Below are 24776 nucleotides of genomic sequence, written 5' to 3' on the forward strand. Positions count from 1 at the left end.
CCAGCGCGCTGCGTCTCATCACCGCCGTCGCCCTCGAAGTGACTGGTATCTGGGACGACCGCCGCTACCTCGACATGACCCTGCTCAACTCAACCCCAGACACTGCCGCTGCTTGACACCGCCAAGGAGCATTCCTCCCCCGAACCCCCTCCGAACCAACTACACACGATTCGGGACTTGACCCTCGCCAGCGTTCGGAGGTTCTACTTTCGCCAACTTTCCCGAGTGACACGCCGGCACTCCAACTTTCGCTTTGCTTCGCGGCGGCAACGGAGACCCAGTTGGCGCGCGAGTGCGCTTGCGGACAGAATGAAATTACTCCAGTCTCGTGGCTCTCCCTCACATGGTGTAGAGCCCCCTCGGGAGAGCAGGCAGACACGGCAGACTGCTGGTGGCCGGAACAGGTAAAGGGTGTGCTTTAAGGGCTGTTAGTCACCCGAGGCGTGAATCAGACGACTGGCCCGGGAAGTCACGATGCGCGGCACGGAGCTGAAGATGCTCGTCACGCGAGGAACGGCGCCGTAGGTTCTCGACCATGGGGCAGCGCTTCTGCGAATTGCACGACGATGTCCAGGTCCCAGGACGGTGGCACCTGGATACGCCCGTTGATGGCATGGGCCGAGAGGTGCATGCGCCGGACCGGTTCCGGCAGGGCACCCCGGTCCAGGTCGAGGGGCGCCTGGGAATCCCTGTCGAAGCACCAGGAACGCCCTTGGACTTCACGGAGGCAGGGCTGCGCATCCCGGTCGTCCAGGTCAGGGTCGCCGAGCTCTTCGCGGAGCTGGCCCCAGCAGACGTTCAGCTCATCCCCGTGGATATCCAGGGGCACGCAGACCAGTACCTGCTGCTGGTCGCCACCCGTCTCATCCGTTGCATCGACGAGCATGCTTCCCGCATCCGGCTTTGGACCCACGAGGACGGAGTGCCCGAGAAGGTGGGGCACTACGCTTCCGTGAGAGACCTGCGCATCGACAAGTCGAAGGTGGGAACCGCCAGGGTGTTCAGACCCGAGGGCTGGACGGGCGCCCTCATCGTCTCGGAGGACCTCAAGCTCGCGCTGGAGCACGTCAATGCCACGGGGGTGAAGTTCACGGAGGTCTAGCAACCTCCCAAACGAAACGGCGGCGACCTCCGCGTGGGAAGTCGCCGCCGTGGGTGCATCTCAGCCGTGAATCACTCCACCCAGTGCTGGACCGTCAGGATGCGGAAGTCCGACGCGGTGTCGACGAAGAAGTGCACCTGCACGCCCGCCCACGGGCCGTTCTCGTAGTGCATGTGGCAGCCCTTGAACGTGCGGCCCGCGGTGCGCGCGGCCAGGTCCGCCTTGCCGTCCGTGACGATGTCGGCGTCAATCGCGTTGTACCGGTTCGCCGTGCTCACCGCGCTGTGGACGTAGTTGCGCACCTCGGTGGCGTCCGCCAGGTAGCCCCGGTCCTCGAACTGTCCCGAGCGGCCCGTCAGGTCGATGCCGAAGCAGTCCGCCGAGGCGAGCCGGTCCGTGCCGTAGGCCCCGTCCAGGATGGTCTCGATGTTGAACCCCGTGCTCATCTTCACCTCCCACTCGTCCTCCGGCAGCGCGTTCACCGCGGACACCAGCATGTCCAGCGAGTAGCCGATGGTGGCCGCGTTGCGCAGGTTGCGCAGGCTCACCGAGCCGATGCCGAACGCATTCGAGATGCCCAGCACGCTCGTGAACGGACGCAGGTTGATGAGGCTCGTCGCCCCGTTCCACGCATACGGCAGCACGGCGTAGAGCGTGTTCGTGCTCGCCGTGTTCACCAGCGTGACGATGGCCGCGGCGTCATCCTGCGACAGCGCCAGCTCGTCGTAGATGCCCAGGCAGCTCTGGTCGATGTACTCCTCGGCGCGCGCGCCGTGCTCCAGCTGCTTCAGCCGCACCGGGCCCATCTCCGAGACACCGGAGAGCCGCGCCAGCGTCGTGAAGGGCGCCACCGTGCGAGCCGCGATGATGTTGTTGGCCGCGTCGCTGGGCAGATACCGGTCCAGCTTGAAGAAGCTCGCCGTGTTCGCGAACTGCAGGATGCCTTCACACTCCGGCGCCACGTCGACGTCCGTCGTGGTGAGCGGCGCCTGCTCGTTCTGGACCGTGTCGGCCGGCGCGGAGGGCTCGGCCGGCGGAGCGGATTCGGTGGGACCACAGCCAACCAGCAGACTCATGGAGAGAAGGGCTGAGCCGAGACGACGCATCGAGGACACCCGTGGGGACAGCGAGGGAGGTGCTCCCTTACCCAGGCCCTCGGGTAGCAGGCAATCCGTGAGACAGATGAAATTTTGTGATGACAAGAAAAGTGTCACCAGCGCGCGACTCCGGCCCGGTGGATGACACCGAATCGTGACGTGCGGTGGGTTTCTGGACCTCCGGGTGGGAGTCGGGCATGCCGGAGGGCTCCACCTCGGGGATTCGCTCTGGCGGCCCCACCCGGCGAAGGAAGTGCATGCGAGCCTGTCCGTGCTGCCTGGAGACGCTGACGCCAGGTCTGCTGGGCTTCGGGAGCCGGCGCCTCGCGGGCCACTGCGAGGCGTGTGGCGACGCCGTCTGCCAGTCGTGCCTGAGCGTCGAGTCGCTGGCGGCGGCGGTGTTCCAGAAGCGCGCGGGCGCCTCCGAGGCGGGGTCCAGGAAGGTGAAGGGGCGGGTGTGCCGCTCGTGCCTGTGGGAGGCGCTGGTGGAGGAGGGGCGCACACCTTCCTTCGCCGCCCCTCGCGGGCAACGTGAGCGCGCGCGCCGCGCCGCTCGGGAGACCTGTACGCATGCCGAGGTGAAGGCCTGCATGGGTTTCTGCCCCACCTGCGGCGACGAGGTGGTCTGGAAGAGCGAGCACGGCAACCCCGCGTGCGAGGCCTGCGGCGCGCCGTCACATCGGTTCTTCAACTGCTGCTGGAACTGCGGGGAGTCGTTCGACGAGCAGAACGTCCCCCAGTCCGTCGCCCGCGGATACCGGCTCGACTTCGACTGTGACGCGGAGGACTGCGCGGGGAAGCTCGCGTGGCTGATGCCGTTCTGTCCGTGGTGCGGCGAGGAGAAGCACTGGGAGCATCCCGGGGCGCTGGAGTGCGAGGCCTGCGAGGTCCAGGTGGACCGGGGCTGGGCGTTCTGCGTGCGGTGCGGTGAGGAGGCTCCGCTCCCCGACGCGTGTCCCCGGTGTGGCGTGGGCCTGGACGAAGCCGCCTCCGCCGCGCGCTGCGAGCAGTGTCAGCACGTGGTGTGCGGTGAGTGCTGTGACGTCGTCGTCACCGCGTCCGGAGGTGAGTCGCGGGAGCGGCTGTTGTGCTCGAGCTGTGGCGAGGGCGCCGAGCCCGTGGCCGACACGCGCGCGCCCGAGGAGCCCGACCCCGAGCCCTCCGAGGCGGAGGAGGACGCGCCCCCCGAGGACGACGAGGAGGAGGCCGCCGAGGAGGAGCCCGCGCCGCGGCCCCAGGCTCCACCTCCGTCACCGTGGGAGGTGCTGGGCGTCGTCCGAGGCGCGCCGCTGGCGGACGTGAAGCGCGCCTATCTCGCGCTCGTCGCCCAGTACCACCCCGACAAGGTGGCGCAGCTCGGACCGAAGCTCCAGGAGCTGGCGCAGGAGGAGACGCGCCGCATCATCGAGGCGTGGGAGTACATCCGGAAGCACTCGCGCCCCAACGGGTGACGGCCGCGCTCGCGTGCGCCGTGTCCCGGAGTGAACGAGCGCTTCGGCGGGGCCTCCGCGCCGCACGCATGCAGAGGAGGGAGGCAGGCTGGAGCCTCGTGTCTTGGCGGCCCCGTGCGCCGTGCCCAACCTGTCGCCCGGGTGTGTTTCGGGAGGGAGACACCGTGGCTGACTGGCGTGGCTTTGGCGCATGGCTCGTGTTGTGTCTGGGGATGGCCGGCTGTGATGGAGATGATTCATCGCCTCCCGTGGCCTCTTGTGAGGCCACCGCCTCCTGCGAGCCGGCTCCGGGAGTCCCTCCCGACGCGGGCACTCCGGATGCGGGCGTACCAGACGCGGGGACTCCGGACGGCGGAGGTGCTCCCGACGGTGGCGGCGCTCCCGGTGAGTCGGACGGCGGCACCGTCCCGCCCGAGGACGGTGGCACCGCGCCGCAGCCCGGCACACCCGGCAAGACACTCTGGCTGAACCATGAGCGCCAACCCCTCCACGACATGGCCGCGAGCGTCGGCACCACCTGGGATGGGGCGTCCATCTACACGGCCTCCATCCAGGGGTCGTCGACCTCGTTCGGGCGCGCTGACGGCGCCTCGTCCCATCTGGAGCTGAAGCGCTACACGCCCGATGGCGCCCGCGTGTGGACGCGCTCCTTCGCGCTGCATCCTTTTGATGGCGAATCTCCGATGGATGTCTCGGGGACGGTCGCCATGAGCGTGTCGTCCACGGGCCGGCTCTATCTGATGACGGATGTCCGCCATGGCACCGTGTCGATGGACACGCCGAGCCAGCCGCTCAGCGGCCTGGCCCTGTCCCGCTTCAACCCGGAGGGGCGCGGGGAGTGGTCCCTGCCGCTGCAGGGGCTCAACGAGGTGGGACTCGCGCTCGTGGCCAGCCGGGACGATGGCGCCTACGTGAGCGTGCGCGCCTCCCATCCGTACTCGGAGGCGCTGCGGTGCGCTCCGACGGAGAACGCGCTCTATCGCATCAGCGCCTCGGGCACCGTCGTGTGGCGTCAGCGCGTCTCCGAGCCGGAGTGCGGCAACTACCGCGCGGAGGCGGTGAGCCTCGCGGTGCTGCCCGACGGCGGTGTGGCGCTGGGCGGCTCCTACTTCGGCACGGTCCGCACGGCGAAGGGGACCTTCACCGCACTGGGCCAGTCTCCCTTCCTGGCCACGTTCTCCCGGGAGGGACAGCTGACCTGGTTCAACGCCTTTCCCCGCGCCAACGGCTGGGTGACGAGCCTCGGCACCACCGCGAAGGGCACGCTGGTCGCATCGGGGAGCATGGAGGCCGGCGAGCTGCGCTGGGGCTCGCAGACGCTGCGCGACAGGCTCGCCTTCCTCCTGGTGGCGGAGGCCGCGGGCACACCGCGCTGGGTGAAGAGCCTGGGCCGCTCGGAGAAGGTCGTCATCGCCGTGGAGCCCGCCGGACGCGTGGTGGCGAGCGGCCTGTCGCGCGACTTCCCGCACCCCGCGCCGGGCGCGAGCGACCCCGCGCAGAACCCGCAGCTGTTCGCGCGCCGCTTCAACCTGGAGGGCCGCGAGTTGTGGAACCGCTTCTTCCTTCGCTCCGGAGGTCCGTCCAACCTCTTCTCCGAGCAGGTGGTGAGCGCCGTGCCCTCCGGCGAGGGGAACGGCAGCACGCTGCTGTTCGGCCACTTCTCCCACACCGAGGACTTCGGGACGGGCTCCCTCGTCCCCGACGCCACCGACACCTTCCTGCTCAAGCTGGGGCCCGGCGACGCGTTCTGACCGGGCCTCGGAGCCCTGGTGATTTTGTTGGCGGTCTGCCAATAATTCCGGACATGACGCTTCCGGTCCGTGCCGCGGTGCTGCGGGAAGTGAATGCGCCCTTCGTCCTGGAGGAGGTGGAGCTGGACGCGCCCCGCCAGGGGGAGCTCCGGGTCCGGGTGCACGCCAGTGGCATCTGTCACACGGACTTGAGCTACCGGGCGGGGCAGGGGCGCTTCGCGTTCCCCGCGGTGCTGGGCCACGAGGGCGCGGGGGTGGTGGAGTCGGTGGGTGAGGGCGTCGCGGGCTTCGAGCCTGGGGACGCGGTGGTGCTCAGCTACTACTCCTGCCGCGCGTGCGGCACCTGCGCGCGCGGACAGCCCGCGTACTGTGAGCAGGGCTACGCGGGGAACTTCTCGGGGGCGCGGCCGGACGGCACGTACCCGATGCGCTGGCGCGGCGAGCCCATCCGCTCGGGCTTCTTCCACCAGTCGTCCTTCGCCACGCACGTGCTGGCGCACCAGCACAACGCGGTGAAGGTGGCGAGAGGCGCGCCGTTGGAGCTGCTGGCGCCCCTGGGCTGCGGCTTCCAGACGGGCGCGGGCGCGGTGCTGGAGTCGTTCCGGCTGCAGCCCGGACAGCGGCTGGCCGTCTTCGGCGTGGGCGCGGTGGGGCTGGCGGCGGTGATGGCGGCGCGCGTGGCGGGCGCGGCGAGCATCTTCGCGGTGGACCTGGACGCCCGGCGGCTGGAGCTGGCGCGGGAGCTGGGCGCCACCGACACCTTCCTCGCGGACGAGCCGGAGCTGACGCGCACGGTGCTCAAGAAGACGCGGGGCGGGGTGGACTTCGCGCTGGAGTGCGTCGGCTCTCCGAAGGTGCTGCGACAGGCGTTCGACGTGACGCGCCCCTTGGGGACGTGCGCGTTGCTCGGCCTGCCGGGCGCGGACGCACAGGTCTCCATCCCGATGACGGCGCTGCTGTTCGGCAAGCGGCTGGTGGGGATGCTCGAGGGCGACGCCGACCCGAAGCGCTTCATCCCCCGCCTGGTGTCGCTGCACGCGGAAGGACGCTTCCCCATCGAGAAGCTCAGCCGCTCGTACGACTTCGAGGCCATCAACGACGCGGTCCACGACATGGAGTCGCGCACGGCCATCAAGCCCGTGCTGCGCATGCACACAGGAGCGGCACGATGAGCTTCGACGAGGTGGTGAAGGCGGGGACGCTGAGCCAGGCGGAGGCGCTCGCGCTGTTCGACAGCCTGGGGCCGGTGGAGCTTGAGTCCCTGGTGGGCACGTGGAAGGGCAGTGAGCTGCGCACCGGACACCCGATGGACGGGATGCTGGGCGCCACGGGCTGGTACGGCAAGCAGTTCCTGGACGCCGAGAGCGTGCACCCGCTGCTGTTCTACACGGAGGACCGCGCGGCGGTGTTCCCAGTGGACCCGCGGAAGTGGCCGTCCCCGACGATTCGTGGCCCCGTGGGGCCGCATCGCGCCGACGTGGAGACGTCGAAGTTCAAGGCGCGCCTGCGCAAGGTGGAGTACCGGGGCCAGCTCAGCGCGACGATGATCTACGACGACTGGCCCACGCTCGACGTGTTCCGTCAGGCCGACGAGAACACGCTCCTGGGCCTGATGGACGCGCGCGGCATGCCGTCGCCGTACTTCTTCGTGCTGCGGCGGGACGCGAACGCGCCGGCGCTCAAGTAGGGGGCACGGCCAGCACGAAGCGCGCGTAGCCCAGCTCCGCCGCGTTCTTCATCAGCTCCACGTTGGCCCAGGCGACGATGTCGCCGAAGGGCTTGCCCGTGAGCGGCCAGCGCGTGCGCGCGCTTGACCGCAGGTCCTCGTCGGTGAGGCGGGTGATGGCCTCGCGCCACGTGTCGTGCAGGCCGACAATCCACGCGCGCACCGCGTCCGCGGAGCCGGGCCAGACGACGGCCTCCCGCGTCAGGGTGCCGTCGCCGAACGAGTGGTTGTGCACCATGGACCACCAGAAGCCCAGGTGCCACGTCAGCCAGGCCACACTCGCGGGGCCCAGGTCATAGCCCTCGTGCTCGGGCCATTGGGCGCGCCAGTGTCCCTGCGCGTCCTGCGTCACGTGCAGGCCCACCGACGCGGGGCGCCGCAGGCAGTCCTCCGTGGTGAGCCCCTCCAGGTGGTAGCGGGTGAGGGCCCACGCGATGTCGAGCTGGCCCAGGAGCGTGTCTCGGACGGGGTTCGCCATGGGGCGCGACCCTAGGGGGCTTTGCCGGGGTCGTCCATTCCAGGGGGCCCAGGTCAGGACGCGGCGCGCCCGCGCGTGCGTGCCCAGCCCAGGAGGCAGCCGAGGATGGGTTGGAAAGCCGTCGCAGGGCGCGAGGCCGGGCGCGAGGTTAGACTCTCCGCAATGAACTCCAGCGCATCCGGCCGTTCGTCCGTCGTCGTGGCGGAGCTGGGGCCCACGAACACTGGAAAGACCCACCGGGCCATCGAGCGGATGCTCGAGCACGACACGGGCATGATGGGGCTGCCGCTGCGCCTGCTCGCCCGCGAGGTCTACGACCGGGTGACCGCCCGCGTGGGCGAGGGGCGCGTGGCGCTGATGACGGGCGAGGAGAAGCGCCTGCCGCCGCGCCCCGACTACTGGATATGCACGGTGGAGGCGATGCCGTTGGACCGCGTCGTCGACTTCCTGGCGGTGGACGAAATCCAGCTCGCCGCGCATCGCGAGCGGGGGCATGTCTTCACGGACCGGCTGCTCCACGCGCGAGGCCGCAAGGAGACGTGGTTTTTGGGCGCGGAGACGATGCGGCCGATGGTGCAGTCGCTCATCCCGCACGTCTCGCTCAAGCGGGCCACGCGCCTGTCCCAGCTTCGCTACGCGGGCCGGCGCTCGTTGAAGAGCCTGCCGCCGCGCTCCGCGGTGGTCGCGTTCTCCGCGGACCGCGTCTATGAGCTGGCCGAGGCGCTGCGCCGGCTGCGCGGTGGGGTGGCCGTGGTGCTGGGCGCGCTGTCGCCCCGGACGCGCAACGCCCAGGTGGCGATGTACCAGTCCGGGGAGGTGCAGTACCTGGTGGCGACGGATGCCATCGGCATGGGGCTGAACCTGGACCTGGGCCACGTGGCCTTCGCCTCGCTCTCCAAGTTCGACGGGGCCGAGCAGCGGGAGCTGTTCCCGGACGAGCTGGCGCAGATCGCCGGCCGCGCGGGACGCCACCTGAACGACGGGACGTTTGGCACGCTGAACACGCTGGACGAGCTGCCGCCCCGGGTCGTCACCGCCATCGAGACCCACCGCTTCCCCGCGGTGCGCAGCCTCATCTGGCGCAACGCCGAGCTCGACTTCGCGAGCCCCGAGGCGCTGTTGGACTCGCTGTCGCGGGCCCCGCGCCACAACGCCTTCGTCCGGGTGGAACGCGCCGACGACTTCGATGCGCTGAAGGACCTCTCGCAACTGCCGGCCGTCCGAGACGTCGTCACGGACCGCGCGGGCGTGGAGCTGCTGTGGCAGGTCTGCCAGATCCCCGACTTCCGCAAGGGGCTGTTCGGCCAGCACGTCAGCCTGTTGCGGGAGACGTTCCTCCAGCTCACGGCGGGGGACGGGATGCTGGACGCGACGTGGCTGGCCAAGCAGGTGTCGCCGCTCGATGACGTCTCCGGAGACATCCACACGCTGATGGACCGGCTGGCCGCCATCCGCATCTGGACGTACATCAGCCACCGCTCCAGCTGGCTGCGCGACGCGGAGCAGTGGCAGGAGCGCACGCGGCACATCGAGGACGCGCTGGGGGATGCGCTGCACGAGCGCCTGGTGGAGCGCTTCGTCCAGCGGGCCGCGCGCAGGAGCGCACGGCGCTTCGTGCGGGCCTCCGCCACGCCCGCGGCGAGCTCGGACAACCCGTTCGCGAAGCTCGGCGCGCTGTTGGGCGAGACCGGCTCCGCGGAGGGACTGATGACCGAGGAGCAGTTCGTGCAGCGCGTGGTGGACGCGACGCACGAGGTCTTCGAGGTGGATGCGTCCGGGAACATCTCCTTCGAGAGCCAGCCCCTGGGGCGGCTGGTGCGCGGCACGGACCGGCGCTCGCCGCAGGTCGCGCTCGCGGAGCCGGAGGTGTGGACGGGCGGCGCGAGGCGGCGACTCGAGCGTCGGCTCCATGCGCTGGCCCGCGACCTGGTCACGGAGGCGATGGGCGGGTTCCCGGCGGAGTCGCTCACCGGGGCGGGGCGCTCGCCGCCGACGCGTGGGCTGGCGTACCGGCTGGCCGAGGGTGTCGGACTGATTACCGTGGGCGAGGCGCGCGAGCAGTGGGCGCTGCTGGACGAGGAGTCGCGCGAGCGGCTCAAGGCCGTGGGCGTGCGCGAGGGCCGCCGCTTCGTCTACGTGGCCGGCGCGCTCGCTCCGCAGGCGCTGGAGCGCCGGTGCATGCTGACGGCGCTGTTCCTCCAGAAGCCCGCGCCGCGCGGGGTGCCCCGTGAGCCCGTGCTCGACGCGGCCGGATGGAATGTGCGCGACGCGCGAGCCTTCGGCTACGAACTGCTGGGGCCGGTGGTGCTGAGAATCGACCTGGTCGAGCGGCTGGGCGAGGCGCTGCGCCATCCTCGCGGTGCCGCAGAGGTGCAGGCGTTGACGCGCGAGCTGCGCCTGGAGGGTGGTGCGCGGGCCCTGGTGCTGCGCGAGCTGGGGGGCGCGCCTCCGGGGACCGCGTCGAAGCGGCGGCGTCGCCGACGACGAGGGAAGGCGCCCTCGATGGCCCCGGACAAGGCGGGCACGCATGGCCCGTCCGCACACACGGGGACGCGCCCGGTCCCCCGTCGCGATGGCCCGGAGTCTCGCGGCGCACAGGGAACGCCCAAGTCGGACTGACGTCGGTGGTTCGCCTCGCGGCGCGCGGGAGTCATCCGGGGCGGATGGACACCGGCGTGGTCGTCGCGGCTGCTCCGTGGGCCGACGTCGAGCCGCGTCATCGCGAACCGCGCCCACCCACTTCGTGAAGGACGCGTCGGGCCCGGATCTTGAAGACCGCACAGTCGTCGGGGGGCCGGGACACGCGGAAGGCTTGGACATGAAGGCAGTGGTCGCGGGAGCGTTGTTGCTGTCGACGGGCGCCTGGGCACAGGACGAGGCCCGTCTCACGGGGGCGGAGCTGGGCGTGGGCGTGGGCTACGCCCGAGGCAAGGACCTGGAAGGGGAGACGCATGGCGGGCCTGGCGTCCGGCTGCATCTGCTCAAGCACCTGGGGCGCTTCTTCTCCATCGGTCCGGAGCTCGCCGTGTACGCGAGGGCGGGCTCCCGGATGGACGTCACCTTCGATGGCTCGCAGCACCACTATGACCTGCGGAACCGGGCGCTCCTCCAGCTCGGAGGCGTGGCACGGCTGGGCGTGGACCTGGGCGGCGTCCGGCCCGCGGTGCTCTTCGGCGCGGGCTGGAACAAGGGCACCGTCAGCAACCTGGGCTACTCGGTGGGCGCGGAGCTGGAGTTCCGTCCCACGCCGTGGCTGCCGCTCGCCCTGGAGGGCCGGCTCCACAAGAACCTCCACAACTACACCTACGAGACGGACAGGGAGGCGGACTACCTCAGCCTGGGCATCGGCTGGCGGCTGCTCTGGTGAGAGCCCGCGTCTCGCGTGAGTATCCCCGAATTCCGAGGGGCGGCTGACAGGCCTGTCGTGAACAACCTCTTCGCACAGTGGCGGGGATGACACCCGTGTCATCCTCGTGCGCGGGCCCCGGCTTCAGCGCGCCGTGCGCAGGGCTGGGAGCACGTGCTCCGCGAACGCGCCGATGAAGCGCTCCTGTCCGCGGTTGACGTTGTGCAGGTACAGGTGGCTGAAGCCGAGCTTCACGTCCTCGGCGAGCCAGTCGACGTGGCGCTGGAAACTGGAGGACACCCGCACGTGTCCCTCCAGGTCCTTGGGCTGGACGGTGCGCGCCAGCTCCTGGAACTGCGCGGGCGAGCGCAGGTCCGTGAGCACGGAGCTGGCGAAGATGTTCGTCGCCCACTGCTCCATCGCGCCCTGGAGCGCGGCCTGCTCGTCCTCCGCCCAGGAGAGCTGCACCTTGAGGAACATCGGCTTGCCCTCGCCGCCACCCCGGTGGAAGGCCTCCACCATCTTCCGCAGCTCGTCCGGGGGCTTGCTCACGGTGATGAGCGCGTCCGCCCAGCCGCCCACCCATTCGGCCGTCTGAGGCGTTATCGCCGCGCCCACCAGCAGGGGCGCCTGCTGGGGCCGCGAGTAGAGCTTCGCCTCCTCCACCCGGACCAGGCCCCGGTGCGTCACCGTCTCCCCGCGGAAGAGCGCGCGCATGATGTCCACGCACTCGCGCAGGCGCGCGTTGCGCAGGTCCTTCGGGGGCCAGGGCTCCCCGGTGATGCCCTCGTTGACGAACTGCCCGCTGCCCAGGGCGGCCCAGGCGCGACCCGGGAACATCTCCGCGAGCGTGCCCAGGGCTTGCGCGATGAGGGCCGGGTGATAACGCTGTCCGGGAGCGTTCACCACGCCCAGACTGGACAGCCGCGTGGTGGCGAGCGCCGCGCCCATCCAGCTCCACGCGAAGCCGCTGTGTCCCTGCGATTCGCTCCAGGGGTGGAAGTGGTCCGAGTTGAGCGCGGCCGTGAAGCCCGCGGCGTCGGCCCGGCGCACCAGGCGCAACAACTCACTGGGAGGAAACTGCTCATGGGAGGCGTGATAACCGAGCGTGAGCATGCGCGCGCACGTTGGTGCCGCCCGCGTGCCGTCGCGAGTCCCTCGTGTCCATGACTGTGCGCTGTCGCACGCATGACGCGCCCCCGGGTGCGTCCTTCGTCCAGCATCTCCACCTTCGCCCCAGGGGAGACGGATGATTCAGGACCTCTGGTACAAGAACGCGGTCATCTACTGCCTGGACGTCGAGACGTTCATGGACGGCAACGGCGATGGCGTGGGCGACTTCGGCGGGCTCCAACGCCGGCTCGACTACCTGGCGGGCCTGGGCGTGACGTGCCTGTGGTTGACGCCGTTCCACCCCTCGCCCAATCGCGACAACGGGTATGACATCACGGACCACTACGGCGTGGACCCGAGGCTGGGGAGCCTGGGGGACTTCGTGGAGTTCACCCACCAGGCGAAGCAGCGCGGCCTGCGCGTCATCATCGACCTGGTCCTCAACCACACGAGCGACCAGCACCCCTGGTTCCAGGCCGCGAGCAAGGACCGGGACAGCCGCTTCCACGACTTCTACGTGTGGTCCGACAAGAAGCCCAAGGATGCGCACAAGGGCATGGTGTTCCCGGGCTCGCAGCACACCACGTGGACGTACGCGCCCGGCGTGAAGCGCTGGTACTTCCACCGCTTCTTCCCCTTCCAGCCCGAGCTGAACATCGCCCACCCCGAGGTGCGCGAGGAGCTGCTCAAGGTGATGGGGTACTGGCTGCAGCTGGGCGTGTCCGGCTTCCGGGTGGACGCGGTGCCCTTCCTGGTGGAGCTCAAGGGCCTGCGCAGCCACGGCATCGAGGACCCGTACGAGCTGCTGGACCGGATGCGCGAGTTCCTCTCGTGGAGGAGCGGGGACGCCATCCTCCTGGCCGAGGCCAACGTCACCATGGACGAGGTGATGAACTTCTTCGGCAAGGAGGGAGACCGGATGCAGATGGTCTTCAACTTCGCCGCGAACCAGAGCTACTTCCTGTCGCTGGTGACGGAGGACGCGACGCCGCTCGTGGAGTCGCTGCGCTCGGCGCCCAGGCTGCCGCACCTGGCGCAGTGGGCGAACTTCCTGCGCAACCATGACGAGCTGGACCTGGGGCGCCTGCCCGCGAAGGCTCGCAAGCGCGTCTTCGCGGAGCTGGGCCCGGAGCCGAGGATGCAGCTGTACGAGCGCGGCCTGCGGCGGCGGCTCGCGCCCATGCTGGCGGGGGACCGGCGGCGGCTGGACGTGTCGTTCAGCCTGATGCTGTCGCTGCCGGGGACGCCGGTGCTCTGGTATGGCGACGAGCTGGGCATGGGCGAGGACCTGTCGCTGCATGAGCGCCAGAGCGTGCGCACGCCCATGCAATGGGCCGACGAGCCGCACGGTGGCTTCACGCGCGCCGAGGAGCCCTTCCGGCCCGTGGTGGAGCGGGCGCCCCACGGCTACCGGCAGGTGAACGTCGAGCACCAGCGCAGGGACCCGGGCTCGCTGCTCAACTGGATGGAGCGCATGGTGCGCATGCGCAAGGAGTGTCCGGAGCTGGGGTGGGGCGCGTGGCGGTTGTTGAGCGTGAGGAACAAGAACGTGCTCGCGCTGCGGTACGACTGGAAGGGCGAGACACTGGTGACGCTGCACAACCTGTCCGGCAAGGCCTGCGAGGTGAGCTTCTCACCGGGAGGGCCTCCGGCGCGGCTCGTCCACCTGCTCTCGGAGGACCACTCGTCGCCCGGCAAGACGGGACGCCACCGCGTGACGCTGGAGGGGTACGGTTACCGGTGGTACCGGATGGAGCAGCGACTCGCGCCGCCCGCCACGGATTGAGGTCGGGACAGGCGTCGTCCCCGCGAGCCGCCAGGGTAAGGTGGCCGCATGCGTGGTGCTTCGACGGTAGGGACGAGGATTCTCGCGGGAGTGGGTGTCCTGGGCGCGGCGGGGTTCCTCCTGTGCCTGGACACGGGCCCGGTCGAGGTCCGCCTGGTGACCAAGTCGCTGCCGATGCTCTGCCTGCTGCTGTGGCTGTGGCCGCCGCGGGGACGCTATGCGCGATTGATTTTCGCGGGGCTGGGGCTGTCGCTGCTGGGGGACGTGCTGCTGGATGCCAGCAAGGCGCTGTTCCTGCCGGGGCTGGGGGCGTTCCTGCTGGCCCATGTGAGCTACACGGCCGCGTACCTCTGTGCGACGCGCGAGCTCCGGTGGGGGAGGGCGCTGCCGTTCCTGGTGCTGGCGGTGGGGGCCAGCGTCGTGCTGGGCCCCCACCTGGGCGCCATGGCCGGGCCGGTGACGGCGTATGTCGTGGTCATCTGCACGATGACCTGGCGCGCGGCGGCGCTGCTGGGCGCGTCCGGACTGACGCGACGGGAGCAGGGGTTCGCGTTCGCGGGGGCGCTGCTGTTCGCCCTCAGCGACGGGGTGCTCGCGGTGAAGCTGTTCGTGACGCCGGTGACGGGAGGCAGCTACGTCGTGATGCTGACGTACTGGGCGGCGCAGCTGTGCATCGCCCGTTCCGCGCATCGCGCCCCGGCCGAGGCGTGACTCCCGTACTCGAGGCCTCAGGGGAGTCGGGCGTCGAGCCACGTCAGGTGTGCGTCGAGGGTGTCCGCCACGGCCTGCGCCTGCTCGGAGGCGCTGGGGTCGGTGTATGGATTTCCAATCTCCTTGTGCTTCCACTTCACCCACGTCTGCTTGTACCAACCCCAGTCAAGATTCGTCCCCGTCGAGGGTGGCGAGGCACCCGCGTAGCCGGAGAACGCGCGAATGCCCGTGGCCGGAGCCACCTCCTGGCCGCCCACCACCTGGAAGAGATGGAGCCGCTGCCGCCGGGGGAACTGGGCACTCAGGTCCGTGGCCCACGCGCCATAGAACGTGCCCCAGGGCCGCACGGGATTGTCGATCTTGGTGTCGTGGGTGCCCAACTCTCCCTGGCTGTTGCGGCACACGCCGTCGAACGACGACACGTAGAGGTCGATTCCATCCAGTGCCCCGTTCGCGCGAAGCGCCTGGGCCAGCCGCATCATCAGGCAGCCGCCTCGCGAACTGCCCGCCAGGTAGATGGAGCGTGTCTCCGGACGGACCTGTGCCTGGAGCCAGCCTGAGAAGCCATTGACGATTCGCTGCTTCGTGTCGCTGTCGAACAAGTGGTCGAAGTTGTTGTCGTTGACCACGGACAGGTACGTCCTGCCCCGAGGAAACCACCCCAGGGTGTCCAGCTTCATCGCCAGCGAGCGGCCATCCAACGTGACATTGGGGCACGAGACGCTGTCACAGGATGCGTCCCAATTGGACGACTGCCCCGTGACACCACTCGAGTGCCCGCTGCTCGAAATCTTCTGCCCCGCTGACATGACCACCAGCGCCTCGCGCGGACCGGGAGCATCCACCTCCGCGATGCGGATGTTGTGAAGCACGAGGTCAGGGGCGCCCGCCGCGCGGAACTGCTCGAAGCCCGCCGCTGCCAGGTAGGCGCCCGAGCCATTCTTGTAGACGACACGCCGGGACACCACCGTCCTCGCCCCGCCACTGGGATAGGTCAGGGGCCGCGACTGGGTCTCCATCGAATCCTCAACCCCTGGCTCCAGGGGAGCCCCGCAGCCCGCTCCCCCAAGCAGCAAGGCCCACTTCATCCCTGAGAAGACACGACGCGCGACACCCGATGAGAGACCCATGTGTGGCTCCAGCTCCTGGAAGTGAATGACATCCAAGCACGTCCGGGGGCTTCGCGCTGGACCCAGGGCTCGATTGACGAGCTCGCGCGCTACTGCGCCTCCATCAACAGGAAGCTGAAGTCCGCGGAGCCGTCACCGCTGGCCTTGGGGGCCTGGCCGTGGCAGCCCAGGCAGCTCGCGGTGGATTGGATGTAGGTCTCCATCGTGGTGTTGGCGAGCACGGGCGGGGTACCCTGCGGCGCGCCTCCGGTGGCCCACTGGGTGCTGATGAGCTGGTAGTTCTCCCAGACGGAGCCCTTGAGCAGCGCGCGGTAGTACGCATTGAGGCCGGGGTCTGCCTGGATGGGCGTGGTGCGCGTCACCTGGACCGGGGCGTTGAGCGGCCCGCCGTCGGGCGCGAGCTCCGTGTAGGGCTCCTTCGCCGTCTGGGTATTGGGCGTGCAGTTCCCCGTGCAGTGCGGGTTGAAGAACGAGGACGTCGTGTTGTCCACGTGCTCGAAGGTGGACCAGAACCAGGTCTGCTGCGTGTCCGTCTTGTGGATGATGTGCAGGCCGACCAGGCCCACGGTGACGGGGTTGGCGCCGGGGCTCGGGTCTCCGGCGTCATCGTTGAAGACCCAGGCCTGACGCATGAAGAAGCGCTTGCCCGAAATCTCCTCCGCGGAGAGCACCTTCCACGATGCCTTCACCTCCATGGCGCCCACCGGGCCGCACGGCTTGCCATTGCACGGCCCCGGACTCTGGTTGGCGCCGGTGGGGAAGGAGATGGTGACGCCCTTCTGTCCGGCTGCGTTCCAGAGGTTGTTGGTGATGAGGTAGTTGTACTCGTCCTGGTTGAGGCGCTTCTCGTAGCGCACGAAGCGCCCGTTCTGGTCCGTCAGCGGACCCCCGACGGCCTGCTCGATGTCCGGGAGCTTCTCTCCGATGGCGGCCGAGGCCTTGGAGGTGCTGAGCAGCAGCTTGTGCACGCCGGTGTTCAGAGCCTGGAGGCGACCGGTCTCCAGCAGCTTCGTGCGCTGACGCAGCTTCGTCTCGAAGGCCGCGGGTGTGTTGAAGCTGCACCACGCGCCGGGCTTGCTCCCCGGTGGCACGAACATGTCCAGGTCATCCGGGTAGGTCTCCCAGACGGTGGGCCCCTGGCCGCTGAGGATGCTGCTCTGGGTATTGGCCGTGCACGAGGAGGGATTCGCGGGCCAGTTGAGCGCGATGAAGGTGTTCCACGAATACACATCCACGTCGGACTGGAACTCACCGAAGCGCGGACACGCGTTGGCGGGGACGACGGCGAGCGCGGGCGTGATGGCGGTGGCGCACGTCGAGCCGGGACAGGTGGGGTCCGGGTTGCACGCCTGGGGCAGCGGCGGAGCCTCCGTGGAGCCGATGGGGCCCGGATTGGGAGAGGAGGTCGCACAGGCGATGATGGCCGCAGAGGCCAGCACACCGCCCACCAGCAGCTTCCCAGCGAAGGCAGACACGACGCGCATGAATCACCTCGGGGTGTGAGGAGACGAAGGCGCGCGGGGCTACTGCAAGGAAGGGGCCCGGGGAGGGGAGAGGTGCCAACCGCCCGGAAGAGGTGGGCCCCGCCACATCCCCTGGGCCTCGGGCGTTGCTTCGAGACGCGCTTGCGTCGAACGATGACGCGCGCGGGTGGGCAACGAGTTCAACCAGACCCAGGGGAAACCCCAGGGTCAGAACAGGAAGTCCGTCGTCAGGAAGTCCGACTCCCGCCGGGTGAGGATGGATTGCACCAGGTGGGTGTTGGCCGGCGTCGTCTTGGTGGCGACGAGCGTGCGGATGGAGAACACGCGCAGCGCGTCCGCGACGGACAGCGTGCCCTCGGCGGAGTCCTTGCGGCCGTTGAAGGGGAACGTGTCCGGCCCTCGCTGGCACTGGCAGTTGAGGTTGATGCGGCCCACCTGGTTCGAGAACGCGTCGATGAACCGGCCGATGCGCGCCGGGTCCTGGCCGAACAGGCTGAGCTGCTGGCCGAACTGGGACTCCACCACGAGCTGGATGACCTCCTCGTCCCGGTCGAACACCATCACCGGCACCACGGGGCCGAACTGCTCCTCGCTCGACAGCCGCATGTCCCTGGTCACCGGGTACACCACCGCGGGCGCGAAGAACGAGTGCGACGACTGACCTCCGGTGGCGTTCACCACGCGCGCGCCCTTGGCCACGGCGTCGTCCACCAGGCCTTGCAGGTAGTCCGCCTTGCCGGGCTCCGGCAGGGGGGTGATGGCCACGCCCGGCTCCCACGGCATGCCGGGCTTGAGCGCGTCCACCGCGGCGGTGAGCTTCTTCAGGAACACCTCCGCGATGCTCCGGTGCACCACGAGCAGCTTGAGCGCCGTGCAGCGCTGGCCGTTGAAGGAGAGCGCGCCGATGATGCACTCCTTCACCGCGTTATCCAGGTCCGCATCCTCCAGGATGATGGCCGGGTTCTTCGCGTCCAGCCCGAGCACCGACTTGAGCCGGTGCGGCCGGGGATGCATCCGCTTCAGCTCGCTGGCGCCCCGGTGGGTGCCGATGAAGGCGAACAGGTCCACCTGCCCGCTCTCCATCAGCGCGCCCACCGTCTCGCGGCCCTTGCCGTAGATGATGTTGATGACGCCCGGAGGGAAGCAGTCGCGGAACGCCTCCAGCAGCGGCCGGATGAGCAGCACGCCGAACTTCGCCGGCTTGAAGACCACCGTGTTGCCCATCAGCAGCGCGGGGAACAGCGTGCTGAAGGTCTCGTTGAGCGGGTAGTTGTATGGCCCCATGCACAGCGCCACCCCCATGGGGGCCCGGCGAATCTGCGCCATGATGCCCTGGTCCTGCACGAAGCGGGACGAGGTGCGGTCCAGCTCCTTCAGCGCGCGCACCGTCTCCACGATGAGGTCGACGGTGCGGTCGAACTCCTTCTCCGAGTCCGGCTGCGTCTTGCCAATCTCCCACATCAACAGGTTGACCACCGTGGCGCGCTGGGCGCGCATGGCCACGAGGAAGCGCTCCACCGCCTCGATGCGCTCCGCCACCTTCATCGTCGGCCACACGCCCCGGCCCGAGTCGTACGCCTTCACCGCCGCGGCGAGCGCGGCGAGCGACTCTTTCGAGGTGAGCTGCGGCGTGGCCCCGAGCACGCGCTGCTGGAGCCCCTCGGGCGTGCGGAGGAAGACGGGGCTTCGCACGGGGCTGAGGTCTCCCTCCCAGGTCTTCAGCTCGCCACCCACCAGGTACTCCCGCTGCTCGAGATAGGGCGGGAGCCGCACGCTGGAGGGGAGCTGCGCTTCGGTCGGGAAGAGGTCGGCGAGTGGCGTCATGGCGGCCTTCTTAACGAGGCGCCTCTCTCCTGGCACCTCTTCCCGTGAAGGGTTGGACGCAGGACCCGGCAGTGGGACCGGCCAGTCGGCCCACCCGGGAGGAGTACCTTGCCGCCCATGCGCGGAGTCGTGACGAGCCCCACCGTCAAACCGGGAGGCAGACGCGACGTGGGGCGCGTGAGCGGAACGAGGGGCTGCCCGGGGCGTCACCGTCCGCGTCCGTCGGCCGGAAAGGAGCCGAGCCTTGGCGCTCGAGGAGGATGTCTCCCTCTCATGGGGAGGCTTGCTGGCGCGGTGGGGGCCCGTCCTGCGGACGCGTCATGGGCTTCGACGCGAGCGAGCCGGGCTCGTCCAGAGCGGGCTCGAGGAGGTGCTGCCGGTGCTCCTGGCGGCGCTCGCCCGGGCGCTCCAGGACGACGCGCTCCCTCCCTCGGCCGAGGTGCTCCGGTACTTGCGAGCCGGACAGGCGGAGCGCTGGCATGCCTGCCACGGCCTGGAGGCCTGCGGGGTCGTCCAGGAGTACGGCCTGCTGCACGACTGCCTGCTCGAGCTGATGGAGGAGGCGGGGGTGACGGCCACGCCGCGACAGCAGCGCATGCTGGCCGCGGTCTTCCATGCGGCGAGCACGGACGCGGTGGGGCGCCTGGCGTCGAGCACGGTGGCATCGAGGAGCGAGGGGTGGCTGCAGGCCATCATCGACCACGCGCCTCCGGTCATCTTCGCCAAGGACGCGCAAGGGCGCTTCGTGCTGGTCAACCGGAGCTTCGAGGAGGCGCTGGGGAGGTCGCGCTCCAGCGTGCTCGGCAAGACGGACTTCGACCTGTTCCCCGCCGCCGTGGCGCGGCGCAACCGGGAGCACGACGAGCGGGTGCGACAGTCGCTTCGGCCCGTGACGGAGGATGAGCACATCCCCGGCGTCCAGGGCGTGCGCACCTGGTTCGCGATGAAGTTCCCGCTGCCCACCGTGGGCGCGGAGGGGCCCATCATCTGCGGCATCTCCACGGACATCACCGACGCGCGCCGCACCCACGAGGCGCTGCGCGAGAGCGAGGAGCGCTTCCGCCTGTTGATGGACGCGGTGGAGGACTACGCCATCCTCCTGCTGGACCCGGAGGGCCGCGTGGTGAGCTGGAACGCGGGCGCCGAGCGGCTCACCGGATGGCAGGAGCAGGAGGTGCTCGGGCGGCACTACGCGCTCTTCGCGCCCGAGGAGCAGGTGACCCGGGGAGAGCCCCAGCGGCTGCTGCGCGAAGTGGCGGACGGCGGTCACTTCCGGGGAGAGCTGCGACGAAAGCGGCGGGACGGCTCGTGCTTCTGGGCGGACCTGGACATCGCCGCCGTGCGCGACGAGGCGGGCCGCTTGCGCGGGTTCGCCAACGTGGCGCGCGACATCACCGCGAAGAAGCAGAGCGAGACGGCGAGGGACTTCCTGCTGGAGGCGGGGCGGGTGCTCGCGGGCTCGTTGGACCTGGAGACCACGCTGGGCGCCTTCGCGGGCCTGGTCGTGGAGCACGTCTCCGACTACTGCGTGGTGGACCTGCTGGAGGCGAGCGGCCGGCTCGTCCGACAGGAGGCGGCCGCGAGGGAGCCCGAGCGACAGGACCTCATCCGGAAGCTCCTGGCGTTCGCGCCCCGGACGGAGGAGGACGGCCCGCTGGCGCGAGCGCTGGCGTTGGCGCAGCCCATCGTCGTGCCGGAGGTGACCTCCCGGTTCCTCGACTCGGTCTCCAGCGACGCGGCGCACCGGGCCTTGCTGGAGGCGCTGGGGGCGCGCTCCGCGGCGCTGGTGCCCGTGGTGTCACGCGGGCGCGCGCTCGGGCTCATCCACCTGGTGTGGACGCGGCCGCATGACTCGCTGGAGATGGAGGCGCTGGTGGAGCTGGCCCGGGGCGTGGCGGACCGCGCGGCGGTGGCCATCGAGAACGCGCGGCTGTACCGCGAGGCCCGGGACGCGGTGCGCGTGCGCGAGGACGTGGTGGCCATCGTCAGCCATGACTTGCGCAACCCCTTGCATGCCATCCAGCTGACGGCGACGTCGTTGTTGCGCAAGGGCACCCTGCCGGAGGGGGGCGTGAAGGGGCTGGAGCGCATCATGGAGGCGACGCAGCGGGCCTCGCGCTTGATTCGAGACCTGCTGGACTTCACCCAGGCGAGAGCGGGGGAGCGCATCCCCATCCGGCCGTGCGCCATGGACCTGCATGTGCTGGCGCGCAAGGTGGTGGACGAGGTGCTGCTCGCGCACCCGCGGCGCGACATCCAGGTGGAGCTGCGGGGGGACGGGCGGCTGGAGGCGGACGCGGACCGGCTGGCCCAGGTGGTCTCCAACCTGGTGGGCAACGCGCTCCAGCACAGCGCTCCGGACTCGTGTGTCCGCGTCCACCTGCGCGAGGCCGGGGACGGTGTGCTCCTGGAGGTCCACAACGTGGGCAGGCCCATCGCGGCGGGGCTGCTGCCCACGCTGTTCGAGCCCTATCGCCGCGGGCCGGAGGCGCGCGCCGGCCAGGGCAGCATCGGCCTGGGCCTCTACATCTCCCGGCAGATCGTCCTGGGACATGGCGGCAGCATCGAGGTGTTCTCCAACGAGCGCGGCACCTGCTTCAAGGTGTGGCTGCCGCGCCGCCGGGGGCCCTGAGGCCGCGATGACTGGGGTTGCCGCGTGCTACGCGGCCGACCTCAATTGCACGCCTGGCTATTGGGCTTGCAGAACCGCTCGCCCACGGACCCCGAGCAGCCCAGGGCGAAGACGGAGAGCACGAGCGTCAGGATGCGCTTCATGGTCGACCACTCCTTGGATGAGGTTTGCGCGCGGGAGCCGACCATGAACCCGCACGTGCGCTCAAAGAAATGCGGACCGTGGGTGAATGTAGACGTCGAGGCCATTCTTGACGTCCCGCGCCGATGCGACGCGGAGGTCCAGATGTAGCCCGCTGTGTCCCTCGTCGATGTGACGCGCCCTCGCGTACACTCGCGCCTCCAGACCAGGGGGGAGCCATGCGACGCAGTGCGGCTCGGGTTCATGCGAGTCATTCGTCCGAGACACGGGGCGCCACCCCCGCGTCGCGTCCGCTCGCGTCGGTCGCGAGGCAGGCGGTCTCGGCGCACGCCGTGGCCGAGCCCGGAGCCACGGCGCCGGGCGTCCGGTTCGACTTCAGCCGGCTCGCGCTCACCCCCAGCGTGCAGCGCGTCGCGTGCGCGGGGGGCTCCTGCTCCTGCTCGTCCTGCGACAAGAAGCAGGAGGAGGTGGCCCGGGCCGCGCAGCCCGGTGTCTCCAGCGCGGGGCCTTCCGAGAATGTGTCCGCGCACGTCGCCCGTGGGCTTGGCTCCGGGCAGCCCCTGGAGTCCTCCGCGCGCGCCTTCTTCGAGCCGCGCTTCGGCCAGGACCTGGGGGGCGTGCGCATCCACACCGACGCGAGGGCGGCGGACTCGGCGCGCGCGCTCCAGGCTCGCGCGTACACGGTGGGCAGCGACATCGCCTTCCAGGAGGGCGCGTACTCACCGTCCACCCACGCGGGACGTCGGCTGCTCGCGCATGAGCTGACGCACGTGCTGCAGCAGACCGGAGGCCGCGCCACCTCCGGCGCTCGGCTGGCCCGCTTCGCCACCGGGGGGCTGTCGGTGACCTCCCCAGGGGACGCCTCCGAGCGCGAGGCCGAGTCCATGGCGGACGCGGTGATGGCGGACGGCGCGACGCGTGAGCCGGGGCGCCACCGCCTGGGCGTGGCCCGGGATTTCACCCCCGCGCCCGCGTCCAAGTACACGGTGCCGCCCTCTCCGGCGCCGCCCCCGCCGCCGCCCGCGCCCGTCCAGACGACGTCGGATGTGCCGCCGACCCAGTCGGGCACCCCCGTCAACAAGAACGGGCTCGTCGCCGCCGAGGAGGGCGTCAACCTGCGCGCCTCGCCCGACACCGGCTCTGCCCCGCTGGAGCGGCTCCCGCAGAACACCCGCATGTTCGTCAGCCGCGAGCAGTCCGGCGGCTGGTACTTCGTGATGCTGGTGGATGGCCGCTTCGGCTACGTGGCCAAGTCGCATGTCACCGTGGACATGCCCGACCCGGAGGCGAGGCTGTACCGCATCGCGTCCGGCGAGACGGCGCTCGACATCGTCAAACGCTTCTACAAGTCCGACGCGACGAAGTGGGGCCAGGACGAGCGCTTCTTCGTCAACGTGCTGGTGTTCGTCAACGCGGAGCGCGGCCGCAAGGGCATCTTCAAGCCGGACCCGGAGGGGGACTGGGACACCACCCAGACGCACGCGGGCTCGCAGATATGGATACCGGGCGTCGAGCTCGCCAAGACGCTCAAGGGCCAGGTCTCCTCGGGCTCCATCACCTACGAGGCCTACCAGAAGGTCAAGAACGTCATCACCGCCATCGGTGAGTTCCTGGCCGGCTCCATCGCCTTCGTGGCGGGGCTGCTGCACGGCGTGCTCGAGTCGCTCTGGGACACGCTGGTGGGCCTGGTGGACCTGGCGAAGCTCGCGGGCAAGCTGGTGTGGAGCCTGGTCACCGGCAACCTGCTCTCCGACATCCGGGGCTTCTTCAGCGACCTGTCCAAGCTCGACTTCAAGCAGCTGGTGGCCGCGGGGCTCGACGCGCTGGACAAGAAGTGGAACGACCCGAGCCTCCTCAAGCGCTGGCACTTCCGGGGCTGGATTACCGGCTACGCGCTGGCGGAGATCGTGATGCTGTTCTTCAGCGGCGGCGCGCTCACGGCGCTCAAGGGCGCGGGCAAGGCGGGCAAGTTCGCCCAGTTCCTCGCCAAGATGCCGCGCGCGGCGAAGTTCCTGGAGAAGGCCGGAGAGGCCGCCAAGGGGCTCAAGGAGGCCGAGTCCCTGCGCAAGGGCATGAAGGCGCTCACCACGGCGCGCGACTGGGCCGTGCGGGTGCTCAAGGTGCCCGGCCACATCCTGCAGAACCTCTCCGCGGAGGCGCTCGAGCGGCTCAAGCGGCTGCCCCAGTGGGCCATCGAGCGCTTCAGCGAGCTGAGCGACGTGGCCAAGGCGCGCGTGCTGGGCTGCGCCTCGCCGTGCAAGGTGGACCTGGGCGCCATCCAGAAGTACCTGGCGGAGCTGGCCGCCAAGGGCGCCACCGGCGCGAAGAAGCTCACCACGCCGGAGAGCGTGCTCGTCGCGCTGCCCAAGGATTTGAACATCGGGAAGATCAAGAAGTACCTCGACGAGTACCCGGCGCTGATGGAGCTCATCCGCAAGGCGGACCTGACGGACCTGGACCTGGCGAAGCTGGTCGACTTCATGACCGACGCGGACAAGCTCAACCCGAAGACGGCGTATCAGACGTTCACCCGCTACCTCACGCTGGTGGTGCCGTCGAAGACGGGTGGAGACATCGGCGCGTTCAACAAAATCGTGGAGGCGGTGGTGAAGGCGGACCCGCGCCAGGGCGCCGCCCTCAAGGGCCCCATGTTCGAGGCCTTCGCGCGCACCCACCTGCAGGAGTTCGCCGGCAAGGCCTTCACGCGCGAGACCTTCACCGTCCCCGGAGGCAAGCGCCGCACCGCGGACCGCTTCTTCGCGGACAAGGGCGAGCTGTGGGAGGTCAAGCACCAGCTCACCGACAAGGTGCCGCCCGGCCAGGTGGACGACTACCTCTCCTTCCTCGGCACGAAGGGCAACAGCTCCGGCGCCGAGGTGAAGTCGCTGAACTACCTGTTCCCGACCGAGGAGGCCGCGAAGCTGAACTCGGCGCTCAAGGCGCGCGGCATCACCGTCTGGTATGTGAAGCAGCCCAACGTGCTGACGAAGCTCTAGCGAGGACA

The 24776-nt window shown here is 70.0% G+C and carries 17 protein-coding genes; 11 read left to right on the forward strand and 6 right to left on the reverse strand.

All coding sequences use genetic code 11. The features are described 5' to 3' along the window. The first annotated feature begins 535 nt into the window (after positions 1 to 535). On the forward strand, positions 536 to 1102 hold the full coding sequence (locus tag K8625_RS33875; protein ID WP_223785008.1) for an imm11 family protein: 567 nt from the start codon (positions 536 to 538) through the stop codon (positions 1100 to 1102). Positions 1103 to 1173: 71 nt separating this feature from the next. Here the strand turns inward: K8625_RS33875 and K8625_RS33880 are convergent, their stop codons facing one another. Next, entirely contained in the window at positions 1174 to 2178 is a 1005-nt protein-coding gene (locus K8625_RS33880; protein WP_223785009.1) for a hypothetical protein, read from the reverse strand. A 278-nt stretch (positions 2179 to 2456) separates the two neighbouring features. Here K8625_RS33880 and K8625_RS33885 point away from each other — a divergent pair, with 278 nt between their 5' ends. The 4 genes from K8625_RS33885 (at position 2457) to K8625_RS33900 (ending at position 7088) form a co-directional block, all read left to right on the forward strand. After that, positions 2457 to 3650 carry a DnaJ family molecular chaperone gene (locus K8625_RS33885; RefSeq protein WP_223785010.1) on the forward strand — a complete coding sequence of 398 codons (1194 nt, stop codon included), beginning with the start codon at positions 2457 to 2459 and terminating at the stop codon, positions 3648 to 3650. Between the two features lie 164 nt (positions 3651 to 3814). After that, positions 3815 to 5401, forward strand: a complete 1587-nt coding sequence (locus K8625_RS33890) for a hypothetical protein (RefSeq protein ID WP_223785011.1) — start codon at positions 3815 to 3817, stop codon at positions 5399 to 5401. A gap of 53 nt (positions 5402 to 5454) precedes the next feature. Continuing rightward, complete coding sequence (locus tag K8625_RS33895; protein WP_223785012.1) at positions 5455 to 6573, forward strand: NAD(P)-dependent alcohol dehydrogenase; 1119 nt, start codon at positions 5455 to 5457, stop codon at positions 6571 to 6573. Next, entirely contained in the window at positions 6570 to 7088 is a 519-nt protein-coding gene (locus tag K8625_RS33900) for a DUF4334 domain-containing protein (RefSeq protein WP_223748961.1), read from the forward strand. The genes K8625_RS33895 and K8625_RS33900 overlap by 4 nt, the downstream gene beginning before the upstream one ends. On the opposite strand, the gene K8625_RS33905 is transcribed toward K8625_RS33900, so the two are convergent. Beyond that, entirely contained in the window at positions 7081 to 7605 is a 525-nt protein-coding gene (locus K8625_RS33905; protein WP_223748962.1) for a DinB family protein, read from the reverse strand. The two genes, K8625_RS33900 and K8625_RS33905, sit on opposite strands and share 8 nt — an antisense overlap. Before the next feature lie 162 nt (positions 7606 to 7767). Here K8625_RS33905 and K8625_RS33910 point away from each other — a divergent pair, with 162 nt between their 5' ends. Both K8625_RS33910 and K8625_RS33915 read left to right on the forward strand, forming a co-directional pair. Then, positions 7768 to 10224 carry a helicase-related protein gene (locus K8625_RS33910; RefSeq protein ID WP_223785013.1) on the forward strand — a complete coding sequence of 819 codons (2457 nt, stop codon included), beginning with the start codon at positions 7768 to 7770 and terminating at the stop codon, positions 10222 to 10224. A 199-nt stretch (positions 10225 to 10423) separates the two neighbouring features. After that, positions 10424 to 10972: an outer membrane beta-barrel protein gene (locus K8625_RS33915; RefSeq protein ID WP_223785014.1), complete on the forward strand. Its 549-nt coding sequence runs from the start codon at positions 10424 to 10426 to the stop codon at positions 10970 to 10972. A 123-nt stretch (positions 10973 to 11095) separates the two neighbouring features. Here the strand turns inward: K8625_RS33915 and K8625_RS33920 are convergent, their stop codons facing one another. Further along, positions 11096 to 12067 (reverse strand): TIGR03885 family FMN-dependent LLM class oxidoreductase, encoded by a 972-nt coding sequence (locus K8625_RS33920; protein ID WP_223748965.1) that lies wholly within the window; start codon positions 12065 to 12067, stop codon positions 11096 to 11098. 133 nt (positions 12068 to 12200) lie between these two features. Between K8625_RS33920 and K8625_RS33925 the strand changes: the two genes are divergently transcribed. Both K8625_RS33925 and K8625_RS33930 read left to right on the forward strand, forming a co-directional pair. After that, positions 12201 to 13850, forward strand: coding sequence for an alpha-amylase family protein (locus K8625_RS33925; RefSeq protein WP_223748966.1), 1650 nt, complete (start codon positions 12201 to 12203; stop codon positions 13848 to 13850). 48 nt (positions 13851 to 13898) lie between these two features. After that, the gene (locus K8625_RS33930; RefSeq protein WP_223785015.1) at positions 13899 to 14561 is read left to right on the forward strand and encodes a lysoplasmalogenase; all 663 of its coding nucleotides are present in this window, start codon (positions 13899 to 13901) and stop codon (positions 14559 to 14561) included. Between the two features lie 17 nt (positions 14562 to 14578). Here the strand turns inward: K8625_RS33930 and K8625_RS33935 are convergent, their stop codons facing one another. From K8625_RS33935 to K8625_RS33945, 3 genes are all read right to left on the reverse strand, one after another. Then, complete coding sequence (locus tag K8625_RS33935; RefSeq protein ID WP_223785016.1) at positions 14579 to 15580, reverse strand: hypothetical protein; 1002 nt, start codon at positions 15578 to 15580, stop codon at positions 14579 to 14581. Between the two features lie 200 nt (positions 15581 to 15780). After that, on the reverse strand, positions 15781 to 17175 hold the full coding sequence (locus K8625_RS33940; protein WP_223785017.1) for a hypothetical protein: 1395 nt from the start codon (positions 17173 to 17175) through the stop codon (positions 15781 to 15783). A gap of 207 nt (positions 17176 to 17382) precedes the next feature. After that, the gene (locus K8625_RS33945) at positions 17383 to 18999 is read right to left on the reverse strand and encodes an NADP-dependent glyceraldehyde-3-phosphate dehydrogenase (RefSeq protein ID WP_223748970.1); all 1617 of its coding nucleotides are present in this window, start codon (positions 18997 to 18999) and stop codon (positions 17383 to 17385) included. 244 nt (positions 19000 to 19243) lie between these two features. Between K8625_RS33945 and K8625_RS33950 the strand changes: the two genes are divergently transcribed. Then, positions 19244 to 21631: a PAS domain S-box protein gene (locus K8625_RS33950; protein ID WP_223785018.1), complete on the forward strand. Its 2388-nt coding sequence runs from the start codon at positions 19244 to 19246 to the stop codon at positions 21629 to 21631. A 473-nt stretch (positions 21632 to 22104) separates the two neighbouring features. Further along, entirely contained in the window at positions 22105 to 24768 is a 2664-nt protein-coding gene (locus tag K8625_RS33955; RefSeq protein WP_223785019.1) for a DUF4157 domain-containing protein, read from the forward strand. The last annotated feature ends 8 nt before the right edge of the window (positions 24769 to 24776 follow it).

The organism is Myxococcus sp. AS-1-15, assembly GCF_020037055.1.
GTDB lineage: Bacteria > Myxococcota > Myxococcia > Myxococcales > Myxococcaceae > Myxococcus > Myxococcus fulvus.

Excerpts from the sequence above, each read along its gene's own strand:
- K8625_RS33875 (WP_223785008.1), top strand. The coding sequence starts at position 536 with ATGGGGCAGCGCTTCTGCGAATTGCACGACGATGTCCAGGTCCCAGGA.
- K8625_RS33880 (WP_223785009.1), bottom strand. The coding sequence starts at position 2,178 with ATGAGTCTGCTGGTTGGCTGTGGTCCCACCGAATCCGCTCCGCCGGCC.
- K8625_RS33885 (WP_223785010.1), top strand. The coding sequence starts at position 2,457 with ATGCGAGCCTGTCCGTGCTGCCTGGAGACGCTGACGCCAGGTCTGCTG.
- K8625_RS33895 (WP_223785012.1), top strand. The coding sequence starts at position 5,455 with ATGACGCTTCCGGTCCGTGCCGCGGTGCTGCGGGAAGTGAATGCGCCC.
- K8625_RS33900 (WP_223748961.1), top strand. The coding sequence starts at position 6,570 with ATGAGCTTCGACGAGGTGGTGAAGGCGGGGACGCTGAGCCAGGCGGAG.
- K8625_RS33905 (WP_223748962.1), bottom strand. The coding sequence starts at position 7,605 with ATGGCGAACCCCGTCCGAGACACGCTCCTGGGCCAGCTCGACATCGCG.
- K8625_RS33910 (WP_223785013.1), top strand. The coding sequence starts at position 7,768 with ATGAACTCCAGCGCATCCGGCCGTTCGTCCGTCGTCGTGGCGGAGCTG.
- K8625_RS33915 (WP_223785014.1), top strand. The coding sequence starts at position 10,424 with ATGAAGGCAGTGGTCGCGGGAGCGTTGTTGCTGTCGACGGGCGCCTGG.
- K8625_RS33920 (WP_223748965.1), bottom strand. The coding sequence starts at position 12,067 with ATGCTCACGCTCGGTTATCACGCCTCCCATGAGCAGTTTCCTCCCAGT.
- K8625_RS33925 (WP_223748966.1), top strand. The coding sequence starts at position 12,201 with ATGATTCAGGACCTCTGGTACAAGAACGCGGTCATCTACTGCCTGGAC.
- K8625_RS33930 (WP_223785015.1), top strand. The coding sequence starts at position 13,899 with ATGCGTGGTGCTTCGACGGTAGGGACGAGGATTCTCGCGGGAGTGGGT.
- K8625_RS33935 (WP_223785016.1), bottom strand. The coding sequence starts at position 15,580 with ATGGAGACCCAGTCGCGGCCCCTGACCTATCCCAGTGGCGGGGCGAGG.
- K8625_RS33940 (WP_223785017.1), bottom strand. The coding sequence starts at position 17,175 with ATGCGCGTCGTGTCTGCCTTCGCTGGGAAGCTGCTGGTGGGCGGTGTG.
- K8625_RS33945 (WP_223748970.1), bottom strand. The coding sequence starts at position 18,999 with ATGACGCCACTCGCCGACCTCTTCCCGACCGAAGCGCAGCTCCCCTCC.